Here is a 23327-nt window from a genome sequence, read left to right on the forward strand (position 1 = left end):
CCTCTCAGGCGTTTGTCAGGCGGAGGAGCGCCTCGACCTTGGCCTTCGCGGCCCCGGAATCGATGGACTCCCGTGCCAACGCGACGCCTTCGGTCAGGGTTCCCGCGCGGTCAGCCACCACCAGCGCGGCGGCGGCGTTGAGAAGAACCGCATCCCGGTAGGCGCCGGGCGCGCCGTCGAGAAGGGCGCGGAAGGCCTGGGCGTTTTCCGCAGGCGTGCCGCCAAGGATCGCCTCGAACGGATGGGGGTGCAGCCCGGCGTCCTCGGGGTGGACGGTGAAATCGCGCACCGCGCCGTTTTCGACGGCAGAGACGCTGGTCGCCCCGCAGATGGTGATCTCGTCGGTGCCGTCCGAGCCGTGGACGAGCCAGGCCTTCTCCGAGCCGAGGGCGAGAAGCGTCTCGGCCATCGGGCGGATCAGGGCGTCGGAGAAGGCGCCGGTCAGCTGGCGCTTCACCCCGGCGGGGTTGGTGAGGGGGCCGAGGATGTTGAAGATCGTGCGGGTGCCAAGTTCTGCCCGGACCGGCATGACGTGGCGGATCGCGGGGTGGTGCATGGGCGCCATCATGAAGCCGATGCCGGCCTCGGCAAGGCATTTCTCGACCACGTCGGGGCCGACCATCACGTTCAGGCCCAGTTCGGTCAGCGCATCCGCCGCGCCCGACTTGGAAGAGAGATTGCGGTTGCCGTGCTTGGCGACCGTGACGCCCGCGCCTGCGACGACGAAGGCGGTGGCGGTGGAGATGTTCAGCGTCCCCTTGCCGTCGCCCCCGGTGCCGACGATGTCCATGGCACCCGGCGGGGCCTTCACGGCGTTGCATTTCGACCGCATCACGCTGGCGGCGGCGGCGTATTCGTCCACCGTCTCGCCCCGGGTCCGCAGCGCCATCAGGAAGCCGCCCATCTGCGCGGGGGTGCCCTCGCCTTCGAAGAGCGCGTTGAAGGCGGCCTCGGCTTCGGGCCGCGTCAGGGGGCGGGTGGCGGCGATGCCGATCAGCGGCTTGAGGGTGTCGGTCATGCCGGGACCCTGGCTTTGGCCGCGTCGAGAAAGTTCCGCAGCAGCTGGTGGCCGTGTTCGGAGGCGATGCTCTCGGGGTGGAACTGGACGCCCTCGATCAGGTGCTGGCGGTGGCGCAGGCCCATGATCGTGCCGTCCTCCAGCCAGGCGGTGATTTCGAGGTCCGCCGGAAGCGTGGCGCGGTCGACGACAAGGCTGTGGTAGCGGGTGGCCTGGAAGGGCGATGGCAGGCCACGGAACACGCCTTCGCCGGAATGGTGGATGGTGCCCATCTTGCCGTGGACGATCTCGTGGCAGCGGACGACCTGGCCGCCGAAGGCCTCGCCGATCGTCTGGTGGCCGAGGCAGACGCCGAGGAGGGGGATGTCGGCCGTTGCGGCGGCTTTCGTGAGCGGCAGGCAGATCCCGGCGGCGGCGGGGTCGCAGGGGCCGGGGGAGAGGACGATGACCTCGGGCGCCATGGCGATCACGTCCTGGACCTGCAGGGCGTCGTTCCGTTTCACGACCACCTCGGCCCCCAGCTCGCCCAGGTAGTGGACGAGGTTCCAGGTGAAGCTGTCGTAGTTGTCGATCAGGAGGAGCATCGGTCGGGTCCCGCAGGGCTATGGGCTGGTTATCGCCGATGCGGGGGGCCGTGTAAACCGGGGTCGGGTCCGGGGTGCGCCGCGCGTGGCGCGGTTTTCGAGGCTTTGGAAATCAAGGGGTTGGGCGCGGGCGTTTACCGGCGATTTACCTTTACGGGCGGCTCATCGCTTCCTTCGGTCGCTCTTCGCTGCTGCGCGTCTGCTCATCGCTCCCGTCGGTCGCTCTTCGCGGGGGAACCGACGAACGACCAAGGGGAGGGAGGAGGCGTCAGTCGTGGCGCACCGCGTCATCGTCGCCGAGGTAGTGGCCGGTTTCGACCGCGATCAGGGTGACGGGCAGGCGGCCCGGGTTCTCGATCCGGTGCGGCTGGCCGAGGGGGATCAGGACCGCCTCGCCCTCGCCCACAAGACGGGACCGGATGCCCGTGGTCACTTCGGCGGTGCCTTCGACCACAACCCAGTGTTCCGAGCGGTGGAGATGCGATTGCAGCGCGGTCGCCTGACCGGGCTGCAAGGTCAGCGCGCGGACGCGGAAGCGGCGGCCTTCGGCGAGGACGGGGCCCTTGGGGAGCGGATCAGCGGGCGCAAAGGCCACCCGAGCCTCGGCAAAACCTGCGTGATCGGTTCCGTCCATCGTGCTGCCCCCGTCTGATGCCCCCCGAGACTCCTCGGGAAATGGTTAGCGTGGGGTTAACGACGCGCGGCCATTTCTGGGCATTTCGGGGGTTTTGCGCGGGCGGCCCGGCCGAGGCCCCCCACCCCCATCCCCTCCCCACAGAGGGGGAGGGGAGGCGCTTGTGGTGCTGGCGGTCTTCCGTGCGCAGCCGGGGTGCGTGGGGAGGCGTCGCTGCCTCCGGCGGGGATATTTGGGGACAGATGAAAGGGCTTGGCTGGCGCGGGAGGTCAGGTCCAGTCGAGCACGACCTTGCCGGAAAGGCCGGAGCGCATGGCGGCAAAGCCTTGTTCGAACTCGGCCACCTTGAAGCGGTGAGTGATGACGCGGCGGATGTCGAGGCCGTTTTCCAGCATGGCGATCATCTTGTACCAGGTCTCGAAGATCTCGCGCCCGTAGACGCCCTTGATGGTGATGGCCTTGAAGACGATGCGCGACCAGTCCACCGGCGATTTGCCCGGCGGGATGCCCAGCATGGCGATGCGGCCGCCCATCACCATGTGTTCGACCATCTGGTCGAGGGCGGCCTGGCTGCCCGACATCTCCATCCCCACGTCGAAGCCCTGCGTCATGTGGAGGCCCGCATAGACCGATTTCAGGTCGGTGGTGGCGACGTTGACCGGGACCACGTCGGCAACCCGGGCCGCGAGGTCGAGCCGCGCCTGGTTGATGTCGGTGATGACGACATGCCGCGCGCCGACATGGCGGGCGACGGCGGCGGCCATGATGCCGATGGGGCCCGCACCGGTGACGAGGACGTCTTCTCCGATCAGGTCGAAGCTCAGGGCGGTGTGGACGGCGTTGCCGAGGGGGTCGAGGATCGCGCCGATCTCGTCGTCGATGGCGTCGGGCAGGGGGACGACGTTGAAGGCGGGGAGCCGCAGATACTGGGCGAAGGCGCCGGGCTCGTTCACGCCGATGCCGCGGGTTTCGGGGTCGAGGTGGAAGCGGCCCGACCGGCTTTGGCGCGAGGTCTTGCCGATCAGGTGGCCCTCGCCCGAGCAGCGCTGGCCGATGTCCAGCCCTTCGACGTTGCGGCCCTTGTCCACGATGACGCCCGCGAATTCGTGGCCGGTGACAAGGGGGACGGGGACGGTGCGCTGCGCCCAGTCGTCCCAGTTCCAGATGTGGATGTCGGTGCCGCAGATTCCGGTCTTGTGGATCCTGATGAGCACATCGTCGGGGCCGATCTCGGGGATCGGACGGGTTTCCATCCAGAGGCCGGGCTCGGGTTTTGATTTGGCGAGGACGGTCATTTCGTTCGGAACGCGGGTCATTGCAGGACTCCGGTGGCTTTTCCGGCGGCGGTGAAGGCGTCCAGCGCGAAGTCGAGGTCGGCGCGCGTGAGGGCGGCGTTCATCTGGGTGCGGATGCGGGCCTGGCCTTTGGGGACGACGGGGAAGAAGAAGGGGGCGACATGGACGCCGCGGGTGGCAAGGTCGGCGGCCATGGCCTGCGCGAGTTTCGCCTCGCCGAGCATGACCGGGATGATCGGGTGGTCGCCGGGCAGGAGCGTGAAGCCTGCCTTGGTGAGGCCCGCGCGCCAGTATCGGGCGTTCTCGGCGAGGCGGGCGCGGAGGTCGTCGGCCTGTTCCACGATGTCGAGGGCGGCCAGGGCCGCGCCGACGACGGCCGGGGGCAGGGCGTTGGAGAAGAGGTAGGGCCGGGCGCGTTGGCGCAGGAGGTCGATGACGGGTTGCGGGCCGGCGATGTAGCCGCCGAGGGCTCCGCCAAGGGCCTTGCCGAGGGTGCCGGTGAGGATATCGACCCGGACGCCGGCGCGGGCCGGAGTGCCTGCGCCTTTGGGGCCGGTGAAGCCGGTGGCGTGGCAGTCGTCCACCATGACCATCGCGCCGTATCGGTCGGCGAGGGCGCGGATCTCGGGGAGGTTGGCGTAAGTGCCGTCCATCGAGAAGACGCCGTCGGTGGCGATGAGGAGGAAGCGGGCGTTGTCGGCCCTGGCGGCCTTCAGCTGGGCCTCGAGGTCGGCCATGTCGTTGTTGGCGTAGCGGTAGCGTTTCGCCTTGCACAGGCGGATGCCGTCGATGATCGAGGCATGGTTGAGGGCGTCGGAGATCACCGCGTCTTCGGGGCCGAGGAGGGGCTCGAACAGCCCGCCGTTGGCGTCGAAGCAGGCGGCGAAGAGGATCGTGTCGTCCTGGCCGAGGTAACGGGCGAGGCGGGTTTCAAGCTGCCGGTGCAGGTCCTGCGTGCCGCAGATGAAGCGGACCGAGGCCATGCCGAAGCCGTGGTCGTCCATCGCCTGTCTGGCGGCGGCGATCAGGCGGGGATCGGAGGCCAGACCGAGGTAGTTGTTGGCGCAGAGGTTCAGCATGTCGCGCCCGGCCATCCGCACATGCGCGCCTTGGGCGCCCTCGATCAGCCGTTCGCGTTTCATCAGCCCGTCGGCCTCGATCCGGGCGAGGGTGGCGGTGATGTGGTCGAGGAAGCTCGAATCCGTCATGGCAGAACCCTTTCCGGTTTGGCGGAAAATGACAGAGTTCAGGGGTCGTGTCAACTTGACGGAGTTCTGTCCGTCATAGTGGAGGTCAGCTGTCCTGGACGATCAGGATGGCGCGGGCCGGGCCTTGGGCGGCGATCTCGTGCGGGCGGTCGGCGGGGTAGCGGGCGACGTCCCCGGGGGCGAGCTGGTCGGTGGCATCGCCGGAGGTGACGGTGAGGCGGCCCTCGAGAAGGGTGAGATGCTCGCGGCAGCCGGGGGAATGGGGGTCGGAGGTGAGACGGGCACCGTCGCGGAAGGCGAGTTCGTAGACCTCGTGGTGGCCGACGGATTCCGGGGCGGAGAGGATGCGGATCGTGACCCCGCCGCGCTGGATGACGGGGGCCTGGGACGCGCGGGTGACTTCGATGCCGGGGGCGGGGCGGCCTTCCAGGAGGCCGGCGAAGTCGAGTTGCAGGGCCTGGGTCAGGGCCCAGAGGGTGGCGACGGTGGGCGAGGATTCGCCGCGCTCGATCTGGCTGACCATGGAGCGGGAGACGCCGGACAGTTTCGCGGCGGCGTCGAGCGAGAGGCCGCGCGCCTTGCGTGCGGCGCGCAGGGATGCGGCGAGGCGGTCGTGGATGTCGGAGCGGTCGGCCATGGCGACATGGTGGCGGGGAAGGGGCGGGGCGTCAATCTGCCGGTGCGGCCGGAAGCCGCCCCTGGCGCTCGCGCCGCAGGCGCACCCCGGCGCAGCGGTCATGTTCCGCAGAAGGTGACGTAACGGCCAAAGCCGGAGGGGGCGGGGAGCATGTAGGGCTCGGCCTCGGTGAAGGGGCTCTGGATCGCGGCGAGGAGGGCGTGGAAGGGGGCCATGTCGCCATCGGTCGCCGCGGCGAGGGCCTCTTCGACCTTGTGATTGCGCGGGATCACGGCGGGGTTCGCCGCGGCAAGGCGCCGGGCCGCGCCGTCGCCCGCGCGGGCGCGCCAGCGGGGGAGCCAGGCCTCCATCCTGGAGAAGTCGTCGAAAAGCGGGCGCAGCGCGGCCTCATCGGCCAGGCGGCGGAAGGTGAGCGTCCAGTCGGCCCCCTCCATCGCGGTCAGAAGGTCCTCGGCAAGGGCTGCGTCGCCTGGGTCCTCATCCACAAGGCCAAGTTTGCGGCGCATCACCGCCAGCCATTCGGCGCGGTAGCGGGGGGCGATGCCGGACAGGCGGTCGTTGGCGATCTCGACGGCCCTTTCCGGCGAGGCATCGAGGAGCGGCAGCAGGGCTTCGGCCAGCCGCGCGAGATTCCAGCCCAGGATCAGCGGCTGGTTGGCATAGGCATAGCGGCCCTGATGGTCGATCGAGGAAAAGACCGTGCCGGGCGCATAGCCTTCCATGAAGGCGCAGGGGCCGTAGTCGATGGTCTCGCCCGAGATCGCCATGTTGTCGGTGTTCATCACGCCATGGATGAAGCCAAGGCCCATCCATTCCGCAATCAGCCGCGCCTGCCGGGCGATGACGGCGTCGAGGAGGGCGAGGTAGGGCGTGCCGGACTGGGCAAGGTCCGGGTAGTGGCGGGCGATGGCATGGTCGGCGAGCGCCTTGATCTTGTCCTGTTCGCCGCGCGCGGCGAAGAACTGGAAGGTGCCGACGCGCAGGTGGCTGGCCGCGACCCGGGCGAGGACGGCGCCGGGGAGCCTTGTTTCGCGCCAGATCTCTTCGCCGGTCGCCACCACGGCCAGGGACCGGGTGGTGGGGACGCCCATGGCGGCCATGAATTCCGAGATCAGATATTCCCGCAGCATCGGGCCCACGGCGGCCTTCCCGTCGCCGCCGCGCGAAAAGGGTGTGCGGCCGGAGCCTTTCAGCTGGATGTCGAAGCGGCCGTGCGGCGTGACCACCTCTCCCAGCAAATGCGCGCGACCGTCGCCAAGCTGCGGAGAAAAGCCGCCGAACTGGTGGCCGGCATAGGCCTGGGCGATGGGATCGGCACCGGGGGGAAGGGCGGCGCCGGAAAACCAGTCGCGGGCCTCATCCTCGGTCAGGTCGAGGCCGAGATCGCGCGCGAGCCGGCGGTTGAGGACCAGAAGCCGGGGCGCCGGGGCCGGATCGGGCTGCACGCGCAGGTAGGTGCCCGGCAGGTCGCGGGCGTAGCTGTGGTCGAAGGCGATGGTCATGACGGGCCCCTTTCGGACGGGATATGCGCCCTGCAGGGCTGTCGGACAAGGCCGCTGTCGCAAGGGCCGGGCCGTGGCGCGGGGGGCCGGCCTGCGCCTCCGGCGGGAGTATTTGGAAAAAGGGCAAATCAGGGGTGGGGTCAGGGGCGCAGGTCGGCGGGAGGGCAGGGCTGCGGGGGGCGGTGAAGGGTAGGCAATTCCCTCTCTTGCTGCGCGGGGGATGCCGGTCGAAGGTGGCGCCGGACTGGATGCGCAGGAGGCGGACATGTGGGGCAAGGCAATGGGATTCGGGCTGGTGGCGGTCTGGGGTGCCGCCGCCATGGCCGAGACGGTCCGCGTGGCGGGCCATGCGATCGAGGTCGTCGAGGACGGGACGGGCGGCGCGGCGCTGTTCGTTGATGGCGAGGTTCTGCACGAGAACGGGGTGATCTACCTGGACGAGGCCGTGCAAGAGATCGCCGGTGTCCCGGTGGTGACCGGGGTCGCCGGATCGGGCGGCAATGCCTGTGGGGCGGCGCCCTTCGTGCTGGCGCTTGCGGAAGGGGCGGCTCCGGCGCTTTACGGGCCGCTGGACGGCTGCCGCGAGTTCGCCTTGCAGGTTCAGCCAGAGGCGCTTGTGTTTTCGACCGAGCCGCTGCCGTCCGAGCCGGGCGAGGTCTGGGTCTGGACCCCGGCAACCGGCCTGACCGAGGCGTCACCGGAGGAGTTCGCGGCCGGGGCCGGATGGGAGGCCGTGCCGGGCCTTGCGGGGGCGCATCCCGTCGATGCGATGAAGCTGGCGCCGGTCCTGTCCGCGCTGCAAGCGGGGCTGGGCGAGAGCTATGCGGGTTTTGCCGAGCGGATCTCGGATCTCGGGTCCGGCGATCTGACGGCAGAGGGGTATCTGGGCCGGGCCTGCCTGAAGCTGACCTGCGAGGCGGACTGGGCCTTCCTGTATCTTCATCCGGCGACCGAAGGCGTCTTTGTCGGCTGGCATGTGATGGGCGAGATCGAACCGCATGTCTGGCCTGCCGACACCAACATCTGGCCGCCCGAGGCGATGGAGGCGTTGCGCAGTGCGGTGGACGAGGGATGAGCGCGCGCGGCCTGGGTATGGTGCTGATCCTTGCGGCGGGTGTGGCGGGTGCCGAGGTTCGGGACGAGGCGTTCGTCGCGGGCGATCAGCGGGTCTGGATCGACGTCCTCGACGGCGGGGAGATCCTGTGGGTCGGTCCGAACCGGGATGAGCGGACGCAGGTCCTGTCGGGCCCCGACATCGAGGTGGTGGCGGCGTTGACCGACGCCGCGGCGGTCGAGACGCTGGGCGCGCGCGTCCTGGTCGCGGTGCAGCCGGGAAGCCACAGCTGCGAGACTCTGGGCGATCCCCGGGCCTATTCCGTGGTGACGCTGGGCGAACGGCTTGCCACGGACGGACCGCTGACCACCTGTGCGGAGCTGATGGTCGCAACCTTGCCCGGGGCCATCGTGTTGGAAGCAGAGCCGAGGGGCGCGGGCGAGGCCTGGTTCTGGGTGCCGGGGAAAGGGTTCCGGGCCACGGCACCCTGACAGGGATCAGCCGCGCGGTTTCGGGGCCAGCGCGTAGTCGCCGGGATAGGCCAGAGCGCCGTGATGGGTGATTCGCGCGGTTTCGTGGCACCAGATCTCGCCGCCGCAGCCGTCGATCCAGCGGCGGCAGAAGGAGGTGTCCTCGCCATGCATCACGGTGCCGCCGCGCCCGCGCAGGTGGCTGAAGAAGTCGTGGAAATCCGCGCCCGGATAGCCCGGGCCGTTGAAGCCGGGCACCGGCAGGGCGACCCCGGCTGCGACCATCCGTTCGGGCACCGCGCGGCGGATCAGCATGAAGCCGGTGCCTGCGCCGGGCACCTTGCGGAAGCCGTTGCGGACTTCGTGGGGCCAGGGCTGGCCGGCCTCGAACGTGTCGGGGATGTTGTAGCGCAGGGATCCGGCGAGAAGGTCGGCGGTCGGGGCGCGCTGGTCCTCGGGCTTGGCGGCCTCGCGTTCGATCGCGGCGCGGAAGGCCTGCCAGCGCATCTGGCGCTGGGGATAGGGGGCGACGGTGAAATCGGCGTCGAAGGCCAGAAGGTCGAAGAACAGCTGCGGCGGATAGCTCATGTCGCTGTCGAGCAGGAGCGCATGGGTGAACTTCCGGTCGGCAAGGAAGCAGGACATCAGGTAGTTGCGCGAGATCACCAGATCGGACCATTCGTAGGTCTTCAGCGCGAAGGCGATGCCGCGACGGGCCAGGGCCTGGGTGAGGCCGAGAAGGCTGTGCACGGCGGGGGTGTGGATCTGGCCGCCGGTGGGCATCAGGATCATCAGGGTGGTCATGCGGGCCCTCGCTGCGGGATGTGCAAGGGTTCGCGGGGGCTGCGCGCTTGTCAAGCGGGCGGGCGTGGCGCGGTGGCGCCTAGCGCAGCGGCTGCCAGCCGTCGCTGCAGGAGAGGTGGCGGAACCTTTGCGTACAGGAGACGGTGGCGCCGTCGGGCAGGGCGAAGACGAGGCTGAGGCCGAACATCACGCCACGCCCGCCGATGCCGCGTGCCTCGCCTTGTGCGGGGGCGCGGCCGCTGGGTTGGACGGGGATCGCGCGGCCGTCGCGCATCAGGGCGGAGATCGGCCTGGCGGTGAGGTCGCTGACGGCCATGCCGGCCCCGACATTGGTCAGGATGAACCACAGGATCGCCAGAGCGATCAGCACGATCGGGAGCCATCTGCGCATCGCGGTTCCCCCAAGGGGGAGGGGCGCCCCGCAGGGCGCCCTTCCGGGTCAGTTGCGGGCTCAGTTCCGGGCCTTGTCCACCAGCTTGCCCTTGCCGATCCAGGGCATCATGGCGCGCAGCTTCTCGCCGACCTTCTCGATCTGGTGTTCGTCGTTCAGGCGGCGGGTCGCCTTGAAGAAGGGCTGGCCGACGGCGTTTTCCTGCATGAAATCGCGGACGAACTTGCCGGTCTGGATGTCGTGCAGGACCTCCTTCATGCGCCGCTTGGTTTCCTCGCGCGGCAGGATGCGCGGACCCGAGACGTATTCGCCGTATTCGGCGGTGTTCGAGATCGAGTAGTTCATGTTGGCGATGCCGCCTTCGTAGATCAGGTCCACGATCAGCTTCACCTCGTGCAGGCACTCGAAATAGGCCATTTCGGGCTCATACCCGGCCTCGACCAGGGTCTCGAAGCCCATGCGGATCAGCTCCACCAGACCGCCGCAGAGCACGGCCTGCTCGCCGAAGAGGTCGGTCTCGCATTCCTGGCGGAAGTTGGTCTCGATGATGCCGGACCGCCCGCCGCCGATGGCCGAGCAGTAGGAGAGGCCGATTTCCATGGCCTTGCCGGTCGCATCCTGATGCACGGCGACGAGGCAGGGGACACCGCCGCCCTTGAGATATTCGCCGCGCACGGTGTGGCCGGGGCCCTTCGGCGCCATCATGATGACATCGACGCCCTTCTTCGGCTCGATCAGGCCGAAATGCACGTTCAGGCCGTGGGCGAAGGCGATGGCCGCACCCTCTCGCAGGTTGTCGTGGACGTATTGCTTGTAGGTCGCGGCCTGAAGCTCGTCGGGCATGGTGAACATGATGAGGTCGCACCAGGCGGCGGCTTCGGCGATCCCCATGACCTTCAGCCCCTCACCTTCGGCCTTCTTCGCGCTGGGCGAGCCTTCGCGCAGCGCGACGACGACGTTCTTGGCGCCGGAATCGCGCAGGTTCAGCGCATGGGCATGGCCCTGGGAGCCGTAGCCGAGAATGGCCACCTTCCTGTCCTTGATCAGGTTCACATCGCAGTCGCGGTCGTAGTAAACGCGCATCGGGCGTCCTCCATTGGTTGATGGCGGCACAATAGGCGTTTCCGGCGCGCATCCCGTGCATTCTTTGACGATGCTGGCGGATTGTGCGAAGGATCATTCATCGAATGATGAATCTTTGAGAAATCCATGCAGCTTGATGACACCGACCGCCGCATCCTGCGCCACTGGCTGGCGGAGCCGGGGCTGGAGCGCCCCGTGCTGGCCGAGCGCGCCGGGGTGACGCCCGCGACGCTGTGGCGCAGGCTTGACCGGCTGCGCGCGGGCGGTGTGATCCGGTCCGAGGGCGCGCGGATCGACTGGCGCGCGCTGGGCTATGCGGTGGAGGTGAGCCTCCGCTTCACGCTGGACAAGACCAACCCACGCGCCTTCGACGAGTTCATCGCGGCGGCGCGCGAGGTGCCCGAGGTGATCGGGATCGAGACCTTCCTGGGCCGGGTCGATGTGCGGCTGAACGTGATCGCGCGGGACATGGGCCACTGGACCGGCATCTACCGCGACCGCATCCTGACCCTGCCGCATATCGCCGAGGTGGAGGCGCTGATGCTGGTCTCGACCATCAAGGAGACGGGGGGGTTGCCCCTATGACTTTCAGCGTGATCGACCTTGACGACACCGACCGGGCGATCCTGCGGGAGCTGGTGGCGGATGGGACCCTGTCGGCGGGAGAGCTGGGGCGGCGGCTGGGGCTGAGCCAGCCCGCGGCCTGGCGGCGGGTGCGGCGGCTGGAAGAGGCGGGGGTGCTGAAGGGTCGCGCGGTCGAGGTGGACCGCGAGAAGCTGGGCTTCGGCGTGACGGTGTTCCTGGGGGTGAAGCTGGCCACCAAGGGGCGGGTGAGCCTGGAGGACTTCGAGCGTGCGGTGCAGGCGATCCCCGAGGTGCAGGTGGTGCAGCATGTGCTGGGCCTGTTCGACTACCGGCTGCGGGTCGTGGCGCGCGACATCGCGGATTTCGAGCGCGTCTTGCGCCGCCGGATCATGACGCTGCCGGGGGTCGGGAACGTCGAGGCCAACGTGCTTTTGACCGAGGAACGTCGCCCCGGACCCCTGGGCGTGGCGGAAACAGCTGCGAATCCGTGATCCGGCGCGGCTAGGGTCGGGACAAACCGGGAGACCCAGATGAAGATCGCCAGGCTGGAAACCTTCGACACGCCGTTCGTCTGCTTCGTGAAGGTCACGGCGGATACCGGCGATGTGGGCTGGGGGCAGACCTCGACCTATCAGGCCGACATCACGGCGGAAATCTTCCACCGGCAGGTGGCGCCCCATGCCCTGGGAACCGAGGTCTCCGATCTGGAGGACACCCTGCGCCGCGTCTATGAGCGCGAGCACAAGTTTCCCGGCAGCTACCTGCGGCGCGCGCAGGCGGGGCTGGACACGGCGGTCTGGGATTTGCGAGGCCGCGTGGCCGGAAAGCCGGTGGTCAGCCTGCTGGGCGGAACGCCGGGGCCTGTGCGGGCCTATGCCAGTTCGATGAAGCGCGACATCACGCCCGAGGACGAGGCGGCGCGGTTCCTCAAGCTGCGGGACGCCTTCGGCTTTGACGCATTCAAGTGGCGCGTCGGGGCCGAATGCGGGCGCGACCGGGACGAATGGCCGGGGCGGACGGAAGCGGTTATCCCCATTGTTTCCAAGGCTCTCGGCGGTGATGTCGAGAAACTGGTCGATGGCAATTCCTGCTATTCCCCGGCGAAGGCCATCGAGGTTGGCCGGATGCTGGAGGACCACGGCATCGGGCACTTCGAGGAGCCCTGTCCCTATTGGGAGGTGGACCAGACCGCCGAGGTTCGCGCGGCTTTGAACATCGACGTGGCGGGGGGCGAGCAGGATTGCGAGCTGACCGCCTGGCAGCTGGCGATCGAACACAGGGCAGTGGACATCCTGCAACCGGACATCCTGTATCTGGGCGGCATCTGCCGGACGCTGGAGGTCTGCCGGATGGGCCAGGCGGCGGGTCTGCCGATCACGCCCCATGCGGCGAACCTCGGGCTGGTGACGATGTGCACGATGCACCTTCTGCGCGTGATCCCGAACCCGGGGAAATACCTGGAGTTTTCCATCGAGGGCCCGGATTACTACCCGTGGCAGGAGGGCCTGTTCCGGAACGACCCCTACCGGATCGAGGACGGCCATGCCACAGTGACGGATGCGCCCGGCTGGGGCGTCGAGATCAACCCCGACTGGCTGGCCCGCGCCCGCCATCGCGTTTCGGAGAGGAGCTGAGATGCCCGGACTGCACGCCCATATCGACCCGGAAGGGCTGGAGGAATTCTCGGTCGTCTTCACCGACCGCAGCCTCAACCACATGTCGGCGCGGTTCCAGCAGGTGATGCGCGACGTGTCGGGGATGCTGAAGGAGGTCTACAGGGGCTCGGCGGTGGCTCTGGTCCCCGGCGGCGGGTCCTATGCGATGGAGGCCGTCGCGCGGCAGTTCGGGAAGGGCCGGGTGCTGATCGTCCGCAATGGCTGGTTCAGCTATCGCTGGACGCAGATCTTCGAGGCGGGCGGGTTTGCGGCCGAGACGACCGTGGTGATGGCCCGCCAGACCGGGAACAGCGCGACGGCGCCCTACGCCCCGCCGCCGATCGATGAGGTGGTGGCGAAGATCCGCGAAGTGCGGCCCGAGGCGGTGTTTGCCCCGCATGTCGAGACGAGCGCGGGGATCATCCTGCCCGATGACTATATCGCGCAGATGGCGGCGGCGGCGCATGAGGTGGGGGCGCTGATGGTGCTGGACTGTATCGCCAGCGGCTGCATCTGGGTCGATGTGGCCGCGACCGGGGTCGATGTGCTGATCTCGGCGCCGCAGAAGGGCTGGTCGGCCTCGCCCTCGGCGGGGGTGGTGGTGCTGTCGCCCGCTGGCGAGGCACGGCTGGCGGAGACCGTGTCGAACTCCTTCGCGCTCGACCTGAGGAAATGGCGCGCGATCATGGAGGCCTACGAGAAGGGCGGCCACGCCTATCATGCGACGATGCCGACCGATGCGATCGTCGGCTTCCGCGATGCGATGGTCGAGACGAAGGAGATGGGCTTCGATACGGCCAAGGCCGCGCAATGGGCGCTGGGGCGCGCGGTGCGGGGGATGCTGGCCGAGAAGGGCGTGCCGTCGGTTGCGGCAGAAGGCTTCCAGGCTCCGGGGGTGGTGGTCAGCTATACAAGCGACCCGGAGATCCAGAACGGCGCGAAGTTCCGCGCCGAAGGATTGCAGATCGCGGCGGGGGTGCCCTTGCAGGTGGGCGAGGGGCCGGAGTTCAGGACCTTCCGCCTGGGGCTGTTCGGGCTGGACAAGCTGAAGGATGTCGATGCGACAGTGGCGCGGTTGAAGCGCGCGGTCGACGCGGTCCTGTAGAATCCACAGGCCGGAAGGGAGCTTCCGGCCTGTGCGTTCTGGCAGACACGCTTGCGATCACTGCGCGTTCGACAGGATCGCCTTCACGCCACCGGATATGTCCGACGGGGTGCGGGTGTTTTCGGAGGCGGCAAAGAAGCTGACGATCTGCGCGTATTGCGAGTTGGTCAGGTTCGACAGGTCGGCCGAAGGCAGCACCGAGAGAATCTCGGACTGGATCGCCGAGGACAGCTGGACCGGAGCCTGTTGGGCGAATGCACCCGTAGCGGCAGCAGCGACAAGCGCAGTGGCAAGAACGATGCGTTTCCTTTTGATTTTCTTCCGATTTGTTTCTTCCGCCGTCATCGTCTGGCGGTGAGAGGAAGATGCAATCGAAGGGCGGAAAAGGAAAATCACGCCTGATTCACCGCGCCTCTCCTGGAAGTGAAAGCGCGTGGGTCTTGCACGGAAAGTTCTGCGAAATCCTTCGGAAAAACGGCAAGAGGCGCGGCTCGGACATCACATCTTTCAGCGGTTTCACGGCTTTGGGTGGAGCTGCGTCAGGTCTGTGCAAAAATGCACGAAACTTCAGGCCAGCTTTGGTGCAGGCGCTGCTTTCGACAGTCCAAGCCCGGTGCGCATCAGGACCTGCCGCACCGGGCGGACGGAATAGAGCGCCTCCAGCGCCTTGGCCCGCAGGTCGCGGAGCAACGGCGATTCAGCCATCGAGGCGCGGTTCAGCAGGTCGATGCCGGTGACGCGGGCCTGCACCTCCAGATGGCGGGCGCGGTGGAAGGCGTCGGTGACGGAGGGCACGCCGGGGTCTGCCCGGTGCGTCCGGGCCAGGTCGAGAAGGGCTGCAAGGTCGGCCAGCGACATGTTCAGCCCCTGCGCGCCGATGGGCGGGACGACATGGGCTGCCTCGGCCATCAGGACGGTCCGTGGGCCGGACAGACGCTCGGCGATCTGGCTGATGATCGGCCAGACGCTGCGCCGCGTCACCAGGGTCAGCGGACCGAGGATGCCGGAGGAGCGGGCGGTCATCTCGGCCTCGAACGCGGGAACGGGCAGGGCCGCCAGACGCGCGATCTCGGGGCCGGTTTCCATCCAGACGACCGCCGATGCGGGGCGACCGTCGCGGTCGGGCAGGGGCACGAGGGTGAAGGGGCCGCCCTTGCGGTGCACCTCGGTCGAGACATTGTTGTGCGGGATGTCGTGGGTAACCCCGAAGGCCAGCGCCTTCTGCCCGTAGCGTGTGGTTCTGACGGCGATGCCGACAGCCTCGCGCACGGGAGAGGAGCGGCCGTCCGCCGCGATCGCCAGCCTGGCCGACAGCCGGGTGCCGTCGGTCAGGGTGACCAGCGCCTCGCCGTCGCGGACCAGCATCCGGGCAAAGCCGGTGCCGGGGCGGAAACTGACCTCGGGCAGGTCCTTCAGCCGGGCAACCATCTCGCGGCGCAGGAGCCAGTTGGGCAGGTTCCAGCCGAAGGGCGCGTCGGAGATGTCGGCGGCGTCGAAGTCCTTGACGAGGCGCGGGTCCGGCGTCTCGCCGCCCGCGTCGATGATCCGCATCACCTGAAGGGCGGCGGCATGGGGGGCCAGACGGTCCCAGAGGCCGGCGGCTTGCAGGACCGGGATCGAAGGTTGCAGGAAGGCGGTGGTGCGCAGGTCGGCGCCGTCGTCGTCGGCCATGGTGACCGGAGGCGCCGGATCGACGCAGATCACGCGGAACCCGGCAGAGCCGAAGGCGCAGGCCGCGGTCAGCCCCGCCACGCCGCCGCCGGAAATCAGGATGTCAGTCGCTTCGCGCATCTTGAGCCTCCGATGTCAGCATAGGCCGGGGCGCGGCGGGGGACCAGAGGACAGGGTGCCTCAGGGCCGGGCGAGGATGACGAGAAGGACGAACATCACCGGCACCAGGGCAAGGGCGGTCAGCACGAGAGCAGCGAGGCCCCAGGTCTTGATGGCAAGGACCAGTCCGGTCACCAGGATGGCAATCAGGTAATAGATCGTGTCGACCTCGCGCTCGACCTCGCGGATCACGCGTCCGATGATCGGAATCGCGCGGACAAGGCGGCCGAAGGCGTTCGGGGCGGACAGGGTGGTAGCGGTCATGGCATCCTCGTTTGCGGTTGCCGGACATGTAGCGCCGGATCAGGCAAGCGCGATGCGGCGCAGTGTCACCCCGTCAGCCGGGCGAGGAAGGCGGCGAGGTCGTCGGTGTGGTGGTGGATGTGGCCGGCCGGCTCGGGCTGAGGCGCGACGTGGACGGTCCGCATCCCCAGCGCATGGGGCACGGCAAGGTTGCGCGCGTCGTCCTCGAACATCGCGGCGCGGGTCGGATCGAGGCCGTCCTTGCCGAACACGGTCGCAAAGGCCTGCGGTGCGGGCTTGGGGTGGAACTCGGCATGCTCGACCCCGTAGATGCCGTCGAAAAGGCCGCCAAGTCCGCGGGCGGCAAGGACTTTCTCGGCATAGGGCGCACAGGCGTTGGTATAGACGATCTTGCGGCCGGGCAGGCGCATGATGCTGGCCGCGAGGCCGGGATCGGGCGACAGGACCGAGAAGTCGATGTCGTGGACCTCGGTCAGGTAGGGGCCGGGATCTACGCCGTGTTCGACCATAAGGCCCGCAAGCGTCGTGCCGTAGGTCGCCCAGTAATGGGCGCGCAGGTGGTCGGCGCGGGCGCGGTCGACCTGAAGTGCCTGCATGACCCAGTCGGTCATCCTGACCTCGATCTGGTCGAAGAGCCGCATGTGGGGCGGATAGAGCGTGTTGTCGAGGTCGAAGACCCAGGTGGTGACGTGGGTGAAGTCCTGTTTCGGCATGGGCAAGGGTGTAGTGCGGGGGCGCGGCCTTGGGAAGGCTTGATCGCAGGGGGATGGGCGGCTTATGGTCCGGGCGGCGCAGGGGGGACGGAACCGGTGCAGAAAGACGCCTACACGCTGTTGCTGGAAGCGATCGAGGCCGGGGTCTACAAGCCCGGCGACCGGCTGGTGGAAAGCGAGCTGGCCGAGCGGCTGGGCGTCAGCCGCACGCCCGTGCGCGAGGCCTTGCAGCGTCTGGAGACGCAGGCGATGCTGACGCGCGACGGGCGCAGCCTGATCGTGGCCAGCCTCGACCACAACCAGCTGGCCGAGCTTTACACCGTGCGGACCGAGCTGGAGGGGCTGGCGGCGCGGCTTGCGGCCCGGCACGCGACGCCCGAGGAAGTGCGGGTGCTGAAAAGCATGGTGGCCGAGGATCGGGCGCTGCTGGGCGGCGATCCCAAGGCGCTGAGCCGGGCGAACAAGCGGTTTCACAAGCAGATCCACCTGGCCAGCCACAACCGGTTCCTGGTGCAGCAGCTGGACCTTGTGCATCGCAGCATGGCCCTGATGGCCAACACCTCCTTTGCGGCCGAGGGGCGGGACGAGGCGGCGCTGGTCGAACATGCGCAGATCGTCGCGGCTATCGAGGCCGGGGATGGCGAGGCGGCCTATCAGGCGCTGAAGTCGCATATCAGCCAGGCCTTCGAAACGCGCCTTCGGGTGGAGGCTGGCGAGCTTCGGACGCGGTAGGGGCGTCGTCCCGTCGCGCCTTCAGTCCTTCGCCTCGACGGCGGGGTCGAAGAGGCCGTGGGTTGTCTTGTCCCAGTAGAAGGGTCGTGTCGCCAGCTCCAGCAGGCCCTTGTAGGCCGCCAGCGAGGCGAGCGGGTAATAGACCTTGAGCGTGAGGACCCAGAGCAGGCTGAGCCCATGCGCCGTTCGGCCAAGGCCTAGTGCGCCGATCAGGATGTTGGTCGCCTCGGACACGAAGAAGGCCCCGAACATGACCCAGACCGCAGCGACCGGCAGGGCCGCGTAGAGCGGGTGGTCAAGGCCGAAGGGCAACAGGAGGAAGGACCACAGGAGAGGCGCAAGCAGGAACTGGGCGATGGTGCCCAGGAACAGGACCTGAAAGCCGAGAAAGCCCTTCGGCCCGAGTTGCCGCCAGAGCTGCACCGGCTGACGCATGTGCACGACCCAGGTCATCATGTAGCCCTTGATCCAGCGTGACCGCTGCTTGACCCAGGGCATCGGGCGGCAGTTGGCCTCTTCCAGAGTGACGGTGTCGATCAGTTCCGTCCGGTAGCCGTGGCGGGCCAGACGGATGCCCAGGTCGGCATCCTCGGTCACGTTGTGCGCGTCCCAGGCGCCGAGACGGTCCAGCACCTCGCGCCGGAAGAACAGCGTGGTGCCGCCCAGGGGCACGACCAGACCCAGACGGGCAAGGCCGGGCAGGATCAGCCGGAACCAGCCGGCATATTCGATGGTGAAGCAGCGCGACAGCCAGTTGGTGCGCGGGTTGTAGTAATCCAGCACGCCTTGCAGGCAGGCGACTTCGGGGCCGGAGCGTTGAAAGCGTTCCACGACGCGGTTCAGCTGGTCGGGGTCGGGCGCATCCTCGGCATCATAGACCCCCACGATCGCGCCGCGGGCATGGTCAAAGGCGTGGTTCAGCGCGCGGGGCTTGGTCTTGACCTTGCCCTCGGGCACGACGACGACGCGCATCCAGGGCGGCAGTTCGGCCCTGGCAAGGGCGTCGAGGGTGACGTGATCCTCGGCCTCGACCGCGAGGATGACATCCAGCAACTCGGCCGGGTAGTCGAGCCGGGCAAGGCGGCGGACAAGCCGGGGGGCGATGTCGGCCTCGTTGTAAAGCGCCACGATGATCGAGACGACCGGGGGGATCGCGTCGCTGGCCGGGGTGGGGCCGGGCGGGGGCGCGCGCAGGGCGGCAACCGTGGCGGCGATCTTCAGAGCAGTCAGGCAGACAAGCGAAAGGATGGCGAAGGCCAGCGTCGCAAGGCCGGTGGCGAGAGGCGCAAGCGCAAGCGCCGCCAGCGCAAGGCCGAGGACCGCCATGGCGCGGGGCGACTGGTGCAGGCGCGGCCAGTTGCGGCAGCTTTCGGCCTGGGCCACCCGGTTTTCCGCAGCACGGGCCAGCTGGTCGCCCCGGCAGGCATGGATCGCGGCCAGGATCGCCCGCGGCGAGGCGATGCCGACGGCCACGGGACCCAGACGCTGTTCCAGCATCGGGCGGATGTGGTGAAATTCCGCCGGGCGCGAGGTGGCCACGACAGTCACCGCGCCGACGGTCTGCCAGGGGACGATGCCGTGACGCAGGCAGTCCTGGCTGCCCACCGCGTCGATCAGGCGGGGATCGGGATGGGCGCGGTCGAGGTCCAAGACGCGGATGCCGTAGTTCCGGGCATCGACGCCCAGCAGATCGCGTTCGACGACAAGGCCGCGGCTGCGCAGGACATCGGGGAGGCGGCCCGCCTCACGCCCCTGATGCGACAGGGCGGTCAGCATTTCCTCGGGTGCGACGACGCCTGCGCGCAGGAGCGATGCGCCCACCGCAAAGCGGCGCGGCACCTTGGGCGGCGGGACAGTCAGCTGGTCTGCGATCTTTGCGGCGGCACCCATACCGGCCCCCTGATTGTGCAGGCACCAGAGTGGCGGAGCAGGGTTAACAGGCGGTTAACCGATTAGGGATTCGTTCAGGATTGGCGGCGCGCCTGCATCGCTTCGGCAAAGCGTTCGAAGAGGTAGAAGCTGTCCTGCGGTCCGGGAGAGGCTTCGGGGTGATACTGGACCGAGTAGATCGGCTTGCCGTCCACCGCGATGCCGCAGTTGGTGCCGTCGAAGAGGGAGACGTGAGTCTCTTTCACCCCTTTCGGCAGGGTGTCGGCGTCGACGGTGAAGCCGTGGTTCATCGAGGTGATCTCGACCTTGCCGGTGGTCAGGTCCTTGACCGGGTGGTTGGCGCCGTGGTGGCCATGGTTCATCTTGCGGGTCCTGGCGCCAAGGGCGAGGGCCAGCATCTGATGGCCAAGGCAGATGCCGAACAGCGGCAGGTCCTTTTGCAGCACGCCCTGGATCATCGGCACGGCATATTCGCCCGTCGCCGCCGGGTCGCCGGGACCGTTCGACAGGAAAACGCCTTCGGGGTTGTGGGCCAGAACCTCTTCTGCGGTGGCGGTGGCGGGCAGCACGGTGACCTCGCAGCCCACGGACGCCAGGCAGCGCAGGATGTTGCGCTTGGCGCCGTAGTCGATGGCGACGACGCGCAGGCCGGGGCCTATGCGGCGGGTGTAGCCCTGGGGCCAGGCCCACCGCTTTTCGTCCCAGCGGTAGCTTTGCGCGCAGGTCACCTCCTTTGCGAGGTCGAGGCCGACAAGGCCCTTCCAGGCGCGGGCTTTGGCGACCAGTCGCTCGATGTCGAACCTGCCTTCGGGGTCATGCGCCAGTGTGACATGCGGCGCGCCCTGCTGGCGGATCGCCCGGGTGAGCCGCCGGGTGTCGATCCCGCCGATGCCGATGCGGCCGACCTTGGTGAGCCAGTCGGTCAGATCGCCCGTGGCACGCCAGTTCGAGGGTTCGGTCGGGTCCCATTTCACCACCATTCCGGCGGCGGCGGGGGTGGCGGTCTCGTCGTCCTCGGGTGTGACGCCGGTGTTGCCGATGTGCGGGAAGGTGAAGGTCACGACCTGGCCGGCGTAGGAGGGGTCGGTCATGATCTCCTGATAGCCGGTCATCGCGGTGTTGAACACGAGTTCCGCGACGGTTTCGCCCACCGCGCCGAAGCCGTGGCCGTAGAACAGGGTGCCGTCGGCAAGGGCGAGGCAGGCGGTAGGCTTCTGCGGCGCAGGCATGGCGACTCTTCCCTTTTGGCAAATTGCGCGGAAACTAAGGGGCGGGGGCGGCAGGGTCAAGGGCGGATGCGAAAAGGTTTTTCCATTCGGATCAATGGCTTGCGGAAATCAGGCGCGGTTGCGGTCGGGATCGGTTCGGGGTAGACTCGGCCTTTGGGGAAACTATCGGAAAGTCTGACCATGCTTTTGCGCGACCGTCTGCAGACGGCCCTCAAGGAGGCCATGAAGGCCAAGGAGGCCGACCGGCTTTCGACGCTGCGTCTGATAAACGCCGCGATCAAGGACCGCGAGATCGCCATTCGCGGCGAAGCGGATGCGGGCGAGGTCGGCGAGGCCGAGATCCTGCAGATCATGGGCAAGATGGTGAAGCAGCGCCAGGAATCGGCACGGGCCTATGAAGAGGGCGGGCGGCTGGAGCTGGCCGAAAAGGAACTGGCCGAAATCGCCGTGATCCAGGAGTTCCTGCCGCGTCAGATGGATGAGGGCGAAATCGCGGCGGCGGTCGAGGCGGCGGTGGCCGAGACGGGGGCGGCCTCGATCCGCGACGTGGGCAAGGTGATGGCGGCGCTGAAGGCGAAATACACCGGCCAGATGGATTTCGGCGCGGTCGGTGCGCTGGTCAAGGCGCGGCTGGGGTAGGGTTCCTCCCCAGCCGGGGGATGATCCGGCTTACTCCGGGTATTTGCGGGCGGCCTTGGCAACGCCAAGCTTGCCGCCCGACTTCTTGCTTTGCGCGCTTGCGGTCCATTCGTAGGTGTGCGCGCCGCTGGGGGGGCAGGGGCTCTTGTATTTGAATGCGCCCGGCTCGATGACAGTCTGGCCGCTGTAGGCCACGACACCGCCGCCGTGATTGAAATCTGGCACATTCTTGTCGACCAGCTTGAACCGGATGAACTTCGTGCCCTCCGGCACATCCTTCAGCATGAACCGGGGATTGGCGACGGTGTTCGGGTTACCGGAGGTGCAGGATTTCAGTCCGTCCCAGGTGAAAGATATCTCGAATGCAAAGGTGGGCGTGGCCAGTGCAAGCGCGACGACAGCTGCAAGCGAGAATTTCGGCATGATCGTCTTCTCCTCGGTGATGCAATACCGATCCGGTTGCGCTGTGGCGTAGATATGTCCGGTTTGGGACGGTTCCAAGGCTTGTCGCGAAGGATCAGGTCAGTTGGGCGATCCGGTCCTGCAGCTCGTGGTGCAGCGCGATCCGTTCCTCTTCCGACAGGAAGGCGCCCAGTTCCACCTCGCGCCCCTCGCCCTTCAGCGTCAGGTAGTACGGCACCGGGCCGCCGGTCTTGTGCAGCGTGATGCGCAGCCAGTAGGGATTGGCCTCCCAGTCCTGACGGCGGCCCTTCGGCCCGTGGCGGACCAGCGAGATGCGGTCGCGGGACAGGCGCAGGTCCTCGACGATGTCGCGGTCGCGTCCGTTCTTGCGCAGGGCGAACCAGATCCCCCAGATCGTGCCAAGAAGGAAGGGCAAAAGCGCCCAGAGCACCGGGCTGCCGAAGACGCCAAGCAGCGGAAAGGAGATCAGCGCGGCGGTTGCGCCGATGAACCAGACAAAGCCGCGCTGGGTCAGCGACCGATGCGGCCAGAGGTGCAGGCGCTGGTCCGCGCCGTCAGGAGGAAGCCATTCGTAGGGCATTGCGGAGGATCACCATACGGACGAAGGACGCCTAGTTCGCGGCGCTGGCAAGGAACTGGTCGAAGGCGGTCTTGTAGGCGGCGGGGTCCTCGGCAAACGAGCCGAGGTGGTCGGCCCTGGTCCAGAGCGTGACAGTCGGAGCGCTGCGGGCGGCGGCCAGGGTTTGCGAGGGGCCGATCGGCACGATGCGGTCGGCGGCACCATGCGCGATGAACAGGGGGCCGGGGAAGGCGGCATAGGCATCGACGACTTCGGCGCGGTCAAGATCAAGGCCGGTCTGAAACGGCAGGATCCGTGCCGCAGCCCAGGCCAGGGCCGCGGACAGGGGCTTGCCCGACTGCCGGCCAAGGTGATCGACCACCGCCTTGAAGCTGATCGCGGGACTGTCGAGCGCCACGGCCTTGACCCGCCCGGCCAGCGGGCTTTGCGCCAGGAACTGCCCCAGGATCGCGCCGCCCATCGATTCCGAGACCACGAGGACGCCGGGGCTGCTGTCCTCGGGCACCATGTAGGCGACAGCGGCCTCGAGGTCGGGCCATTCCGACAGGCCGAAACCGTAGCGCCCGCTGGGATCGGCCGGGCCGCCGGGATCGTTGCGGTAGGTGATGAGCAGGACGCTCCACCCCGCCTGGTGCAGCAGGGACAGGTGGCGATAGCCGTCCTCGCGCGCGCCGGCGATGCCGTGGACATAGATCGCGCGCCCGACTTCGGCCCCGACGGCGGGGACGAGCCAGGCCTCGCTGGCCCCAAGCGGGGTTTCGATCCTGACGGTTTCGAAGGGCAGGGACAGGGCCGCCATCGGATCGCCCCGATAGCCGAGCGCCAAGGGGTCGCTGGGTGGCTCGGCGGTGGCGAGGACGGCGGCGATCGGTCCCGTGCGCAGGATGCCGGCGAGCGTGTAGGACAGGAAGTAGCCGCCGATGCCGACATATCCGACCAGCGCAAGCGCGAGGATCAGGACGATGAAGACGACGATGCGCATCGGGGATATTCCTTGTGGAA

Annotated in this window: 27 protein-coding genes; 8 read left to right on the forward strand and 19 right to left on the reverse strand. The window is 68.3% G+C overall.

Features of this window, described 5'->3' with window-relative positions; genetic code table 11:
* Positions 1-4: 4 nt before the first annotated feature.
* The 7 genes from trpD to D5084_RS15580 all read right to left on the reverse strand — a co-directional run bounded on the left by trpD (position 5) and on the right by D5084_RS15580 (position 6878).
* Positions 5-1018, reverse strand: a complete 1014-nt coding sequence (gene trpD / locus D5084_RS15550) for an anthranilate phosphoribosyltransferase (protein ID WP_128516421.1) — start codon at positions 1016-1018, stop codon at positions 5-7.
* A complete protein-coding gene (locus D5084_RS15555) occupies positions 1015-1602 on the reverse strand; it encodes an anthranilate synthase component II (RefSeq protein ID WP_128516422.1) in 588 nt (195 codons plus the stop codon). The genes trpD and D5084_RS15555 overlap by 4 nt, the downstream gene beginning before the upstream one ends.
* A gap of 268 nt (positions 1603-1870) precedes the next feature.
* Positions 1871-2236, reverse strand: coding sequence for a phosphomannose isomerase type II C-terminal cupin domain (locus D5084_RS15560; protein WP_128516423.1), 366 nt, complete (start codon positions 2234-2236; stop codon positions 1871-1873).
* Positions 2237-2505: 269 nt separating this feature from the next.
* Positions 2506-3531 (reverse strand): L-threonine 3-dehydrogenase, encoded by a 1026-nt coding sequence (gene tdh / locus D5084_RS15565; protein ID WP_128516558.1) that lies wholly within the window; start codon positions 3529-3531, stop codon positions 2506-2508.
* A 17-nt stretch (positions 3532-3548) separates the two neighbouring features.
* Complete coding sequence (locus tag D5084_RS15570) at positions 3549-4739, reverse strand: glycine C-acetyltransferase (RefSeq protein ID WP_128516424.1); 1191 nt, start codon at positions 4737-4739, stop codon at positions 3549-3551.
* Between the two features lie 85 nt (positions 4740-4824).
* Positions 4825-5376, reverse strand: a complete 552-nt coding sequence (locus D5084_RS15575) for a helix-turn-helix domain-containing protein (RefSeq protein ID WP_128516425.1) — start codon at positions 5374-5376, stop codon at positions 4825-4827.
* A gap of 98 nt (positions 5377-5474) precedes the next feature.
* On the reverse strand, positions 5475-6878 hold the full coding sequence (locus D5084_RS15580; protein WP_128516426.1) for a protein adenylyltransferase SelO: 1404 nt from the start codon (positions 6876-6878) through the stop codon (positions 5475-5477).
* 265 nt (positions 6879-7143) lie between these two features.
* Here D5084_RS15580 and D5084_RS15585 point away from each other — a divergent pair, with 265 nt between their 5' ends.
* Positions 7144-7953, forward strand: coding sequence for an Ivy family c-type lysozyme inhibitor (locus tag D5084_RS15585; protein ID WP_128516427.1), 810 nt, complete (start codon positions 7144-7146; stop codon positions 7951-7953).
* On the forward strand, positions 7950-8423 hold the full coding sequence (locus tag D5084_RS15590) for a hypothetical protein (RefSeq protein WP_128516428.1): 474 nt from the start codon (positions 7950-7952) through the stop codon (positions 8421-8423). The genes D5084_RS15585 and D5084_RS15590 overlap by 4 nt, the downstream gene beginning before the upstream one ends.
* 6 nt (positions 8424-8429) lie before the next feature.
* On the opposite strand, the gene D5084_RS15595 is transcribed toward D5084_RS15590, so the two are convergent.
* From D5084_RS15595 to ilvC, 3 genes are all read right to left on the reverse strand, one after another.
* Positions 8430-9206: a hypothetical protein gene (locus D5084_RS15595; protein WP_128516429.1), complete on the reverse strand. Its 777-nt coding sequence runs from the start codon at positions 9204-9206 to the stop codon at positions 8430-8432.
* Positions 9207-9285: 79 nt separating this feature from the next.
* On the reverse strand, positions 9286-9597 hold the full coding sequence (locus tag D5084_RS15600; protein ID WP_128516430.1) for a hypothetical protein: 312 nt from the start codon (positions 9595-9597) through the stop codon (positions 9286-9288).
* Positions 9598-9657: 60 nt separating this feature from the next.
* Positions 9658-10680, reverse strand: a complete 1023-nt coding sequence (gene ilvC / locus D5084_RS15605) for a ketol-acid reductoisomerase (RefSeq protein WP_128516431.1) — start codon at positions 10678-10680, stop codon at positions 9658-9660.
* 126 nt (positions 10681-10806) lie between these two features.
* On the opposite strand from ilvC, the gene D5084_RS15610 reads away from it, so the two are divergent.
* The 4 genes from D5084_RS15610 to D5084_RS15625 are packed head-to-tail and all read left to right on the forward strand — an operon-like array spanning position 10807 to position 14025.
* A complete protein-coding gene (locus tag D5084_RS15610) occupies positions 10807-11265 on the forward strand; it encodes an Lrp/AsnC family transcriptional regulator (protein WP_128516432.1) in 459 nt (152 codons plus the stop codon).
* Positions 11266-11273: 8 nt separating this feature from the next.
* On the forward strand, positions 11274-11756 hold the full coding sequence (locus D5084_RS15615; RefSeq protein WP_128516559.1) for an Lrp/AsnC family transcriptional regulator: 483 nt from the start codon (positions 11274-11276) through the stop codon (positions 11754-11756).
* 39 nt (positions 11757-11795) lie between these two features.
* Entirely contained in the window at positions 11796-12899 is a 1104-nt protein-coding gene (locus D5084_RS15620; protein ID WP_128516433.1) for a mandelate racemase/muconate lactonizing enzyme family protein, read from the forward strand.
* A gap of 1 nt (position 12900) precedes the next feature.
* Positions 12901-14025 (forward strand): aminotransferase class V-fold PLP-dependent enzyme, encoded by a 1125-nt coding sequence (locus D5084_RS15625; protein ID WP_128516434.1) that lies wholly within the window; start codon positions 12901-12903, stop codon positions 14023-14025.
* Positions 14026-14082: 57 nt separating this feature from the next.
* Here D5084_RS15625 and D5084_RS15630 read toward each other — a convergent pair whose 3' ends face one another.
* The 4 genes from D5084_RS15630 to D5084_RS15645 all read right to left on the reverse strand — a co-directional run bounded on the left by D5084_RS15630 (position 14083) and on the right by D5084_RS15645 (position 16832).
* Positions 14083-14421, reverse strand: coding sequence for a hypothetical protein (locus D5084_RS15630; RefSeq protein ID WP_128516435.1), 339 nt, complete (start codon positions 14419-14421; stop codon positions 14083-14085).
* Positions 14422-14592: 171 nt separating this feature from the next.
* Positions 14593-15816, reverse strand: coding sequence for a UbiH/UbiF family hydroxylase (locus D5084_RS15635; RefSeq protein WP_128516436.1), 1224 nt, complete (start codon positions 15814-15816; stop codon positions 14593-14595).
* A gap of 60 nt (positions 15817-15876) precedes the next feature.
* A complete protein-coding gene (locus D5084_RS15640) occupies positions 15877-16119 on the reverse strand; it encodes a hypothetical protein (protein WP_128516437.1) in 243 nt (80 codons plus the stop codon).
* 65 nt (positions 16120-16184) lie between these two features.
* A complete protein-coding gene (locus tag D5084_RS15645; protein ID WP_128516438.1) occupies positions 16185-16832 on the reverse strand; it encodes a pyrimidine 5'-nucleotidase in 648 nt (215 codons plus the stop codon).
* A 96-nt stretch (positions 16833-16928) separates the two neighbouring features.
* On the opposite strand from D5084_RS15645, the gene D5084_RS15650 reads away from it, so the two are divergent.
* Complete coding sequence (locus D5084_RS15650) at positions 16929-17564, forward strand: GntR family transcriptional regulator (protein ID WP_128516439.1); 636 nt, start codon at positions 16929-16931, stop codon at positions 17562-17564.
* A 21-nt stretch (positions 17565-17585) separates the two neighbouring features.
* Here D5084_RS15650 and D5084_RS15655 read toward each other — a convergent pair whose 3' ends face one another.
* The gene (locus D5084_RS15655) at positions 17586-19454 is read right to left on the reverse strand and encodes a glycosyltransferase (RefSeq protein WP_128516440.1); all 1869 of its coding nucleotides are present in this window, start codon (positions 19452-19454) and stop codon (positions 17586-17588) included.
* Between the two features lie 74 nt (positions 19455-19528).
* The gene (gene carA / locus D5084_RS15660) at positions 19529-20683 is read right to left on the reverse strand and encodes a glutamine-hydrolyzing carbamoyl-phosphate synthase small subunit (RefSeq protein WP_128516441.1); all 1155 of its coding nucleotides are present in this window, start codon (positions 20681-20683) and stop codon (positions 19529-19531) included.
* A 180-nt stretch (positions 20684-20863) separates the two neighbouring features.
* Between carA and D5084_RS15665 the strand changes: the two genes are divergently transcribed.
* Positions 20864-21322 carry a GatB/YqeY domain-containing protein gene (locus D5084_RS15665; RefSeq protein WP_128516442.1) on the forward strand — a complete coding sequence of 153 codons (459 nt, stop codon included), beginning with the start codon at positions 20864-20866 and terminating at the stop codon, positions 21320-21322.
* A 30-nt stretch (positions 21323-21352) separates the two neighbouring features.
* On the opposite strand, the gene D5084_RS15670 is transcribed toward D5084_RS15665, so the two are convergent.
* The 3 genes from D5084_RS15670 to D5084_RS15680 form a co-directional block, all read right to left on the reverse strand.
* Positions 21353-21745: a phospholipid-binding protein gene (locus D5084_RS15670; protein ID WP_128516443.1), complete on the reverse strand. Its 393-nt coding sequence runs from the start codon at positions 21743-21745 to the stop codon at positions 21353-21355.
* 94 nt (positions 21746-21839) lie between these two features.
* Positions 21840-22325: a DUF2244 domain-containing protein gene (locus D5084_RS15675; RefSeq protein ID WP_128516444.1), complete on the reverse strand. Its 486-nt coding sequence runs from the start codon at positions 22323-22325 to the stop codon at positions 21840-21842.
* A 31-nt stretch (positions 22326-22356) separates the two neighbouring features.
* Positions 22357-23307: an alpha/beta hydrolase gene (locus D5084_RS15680; RefSeq protein WP_128516445.1), complete on the reverse strand. Its 951-nt coding sequence runs from the start codon at positions 23305-23307 to the stop codon at positions 22357-22359.
* Positions 23308-23327 lie beyond the last annotated feature (20 nt).

The sequence above is a fragment of the Tabrizicola thermarum genome (assembly GCF_003574395.1).
In the GTDB taxonomy this organism is placed as follows: Bacteria; Pseudomonadota; Alphaproteobacteria; order Rhodobacterales; family Rhodobacteraceae; genus Tabrizicola; species Tabrizicola thermarum.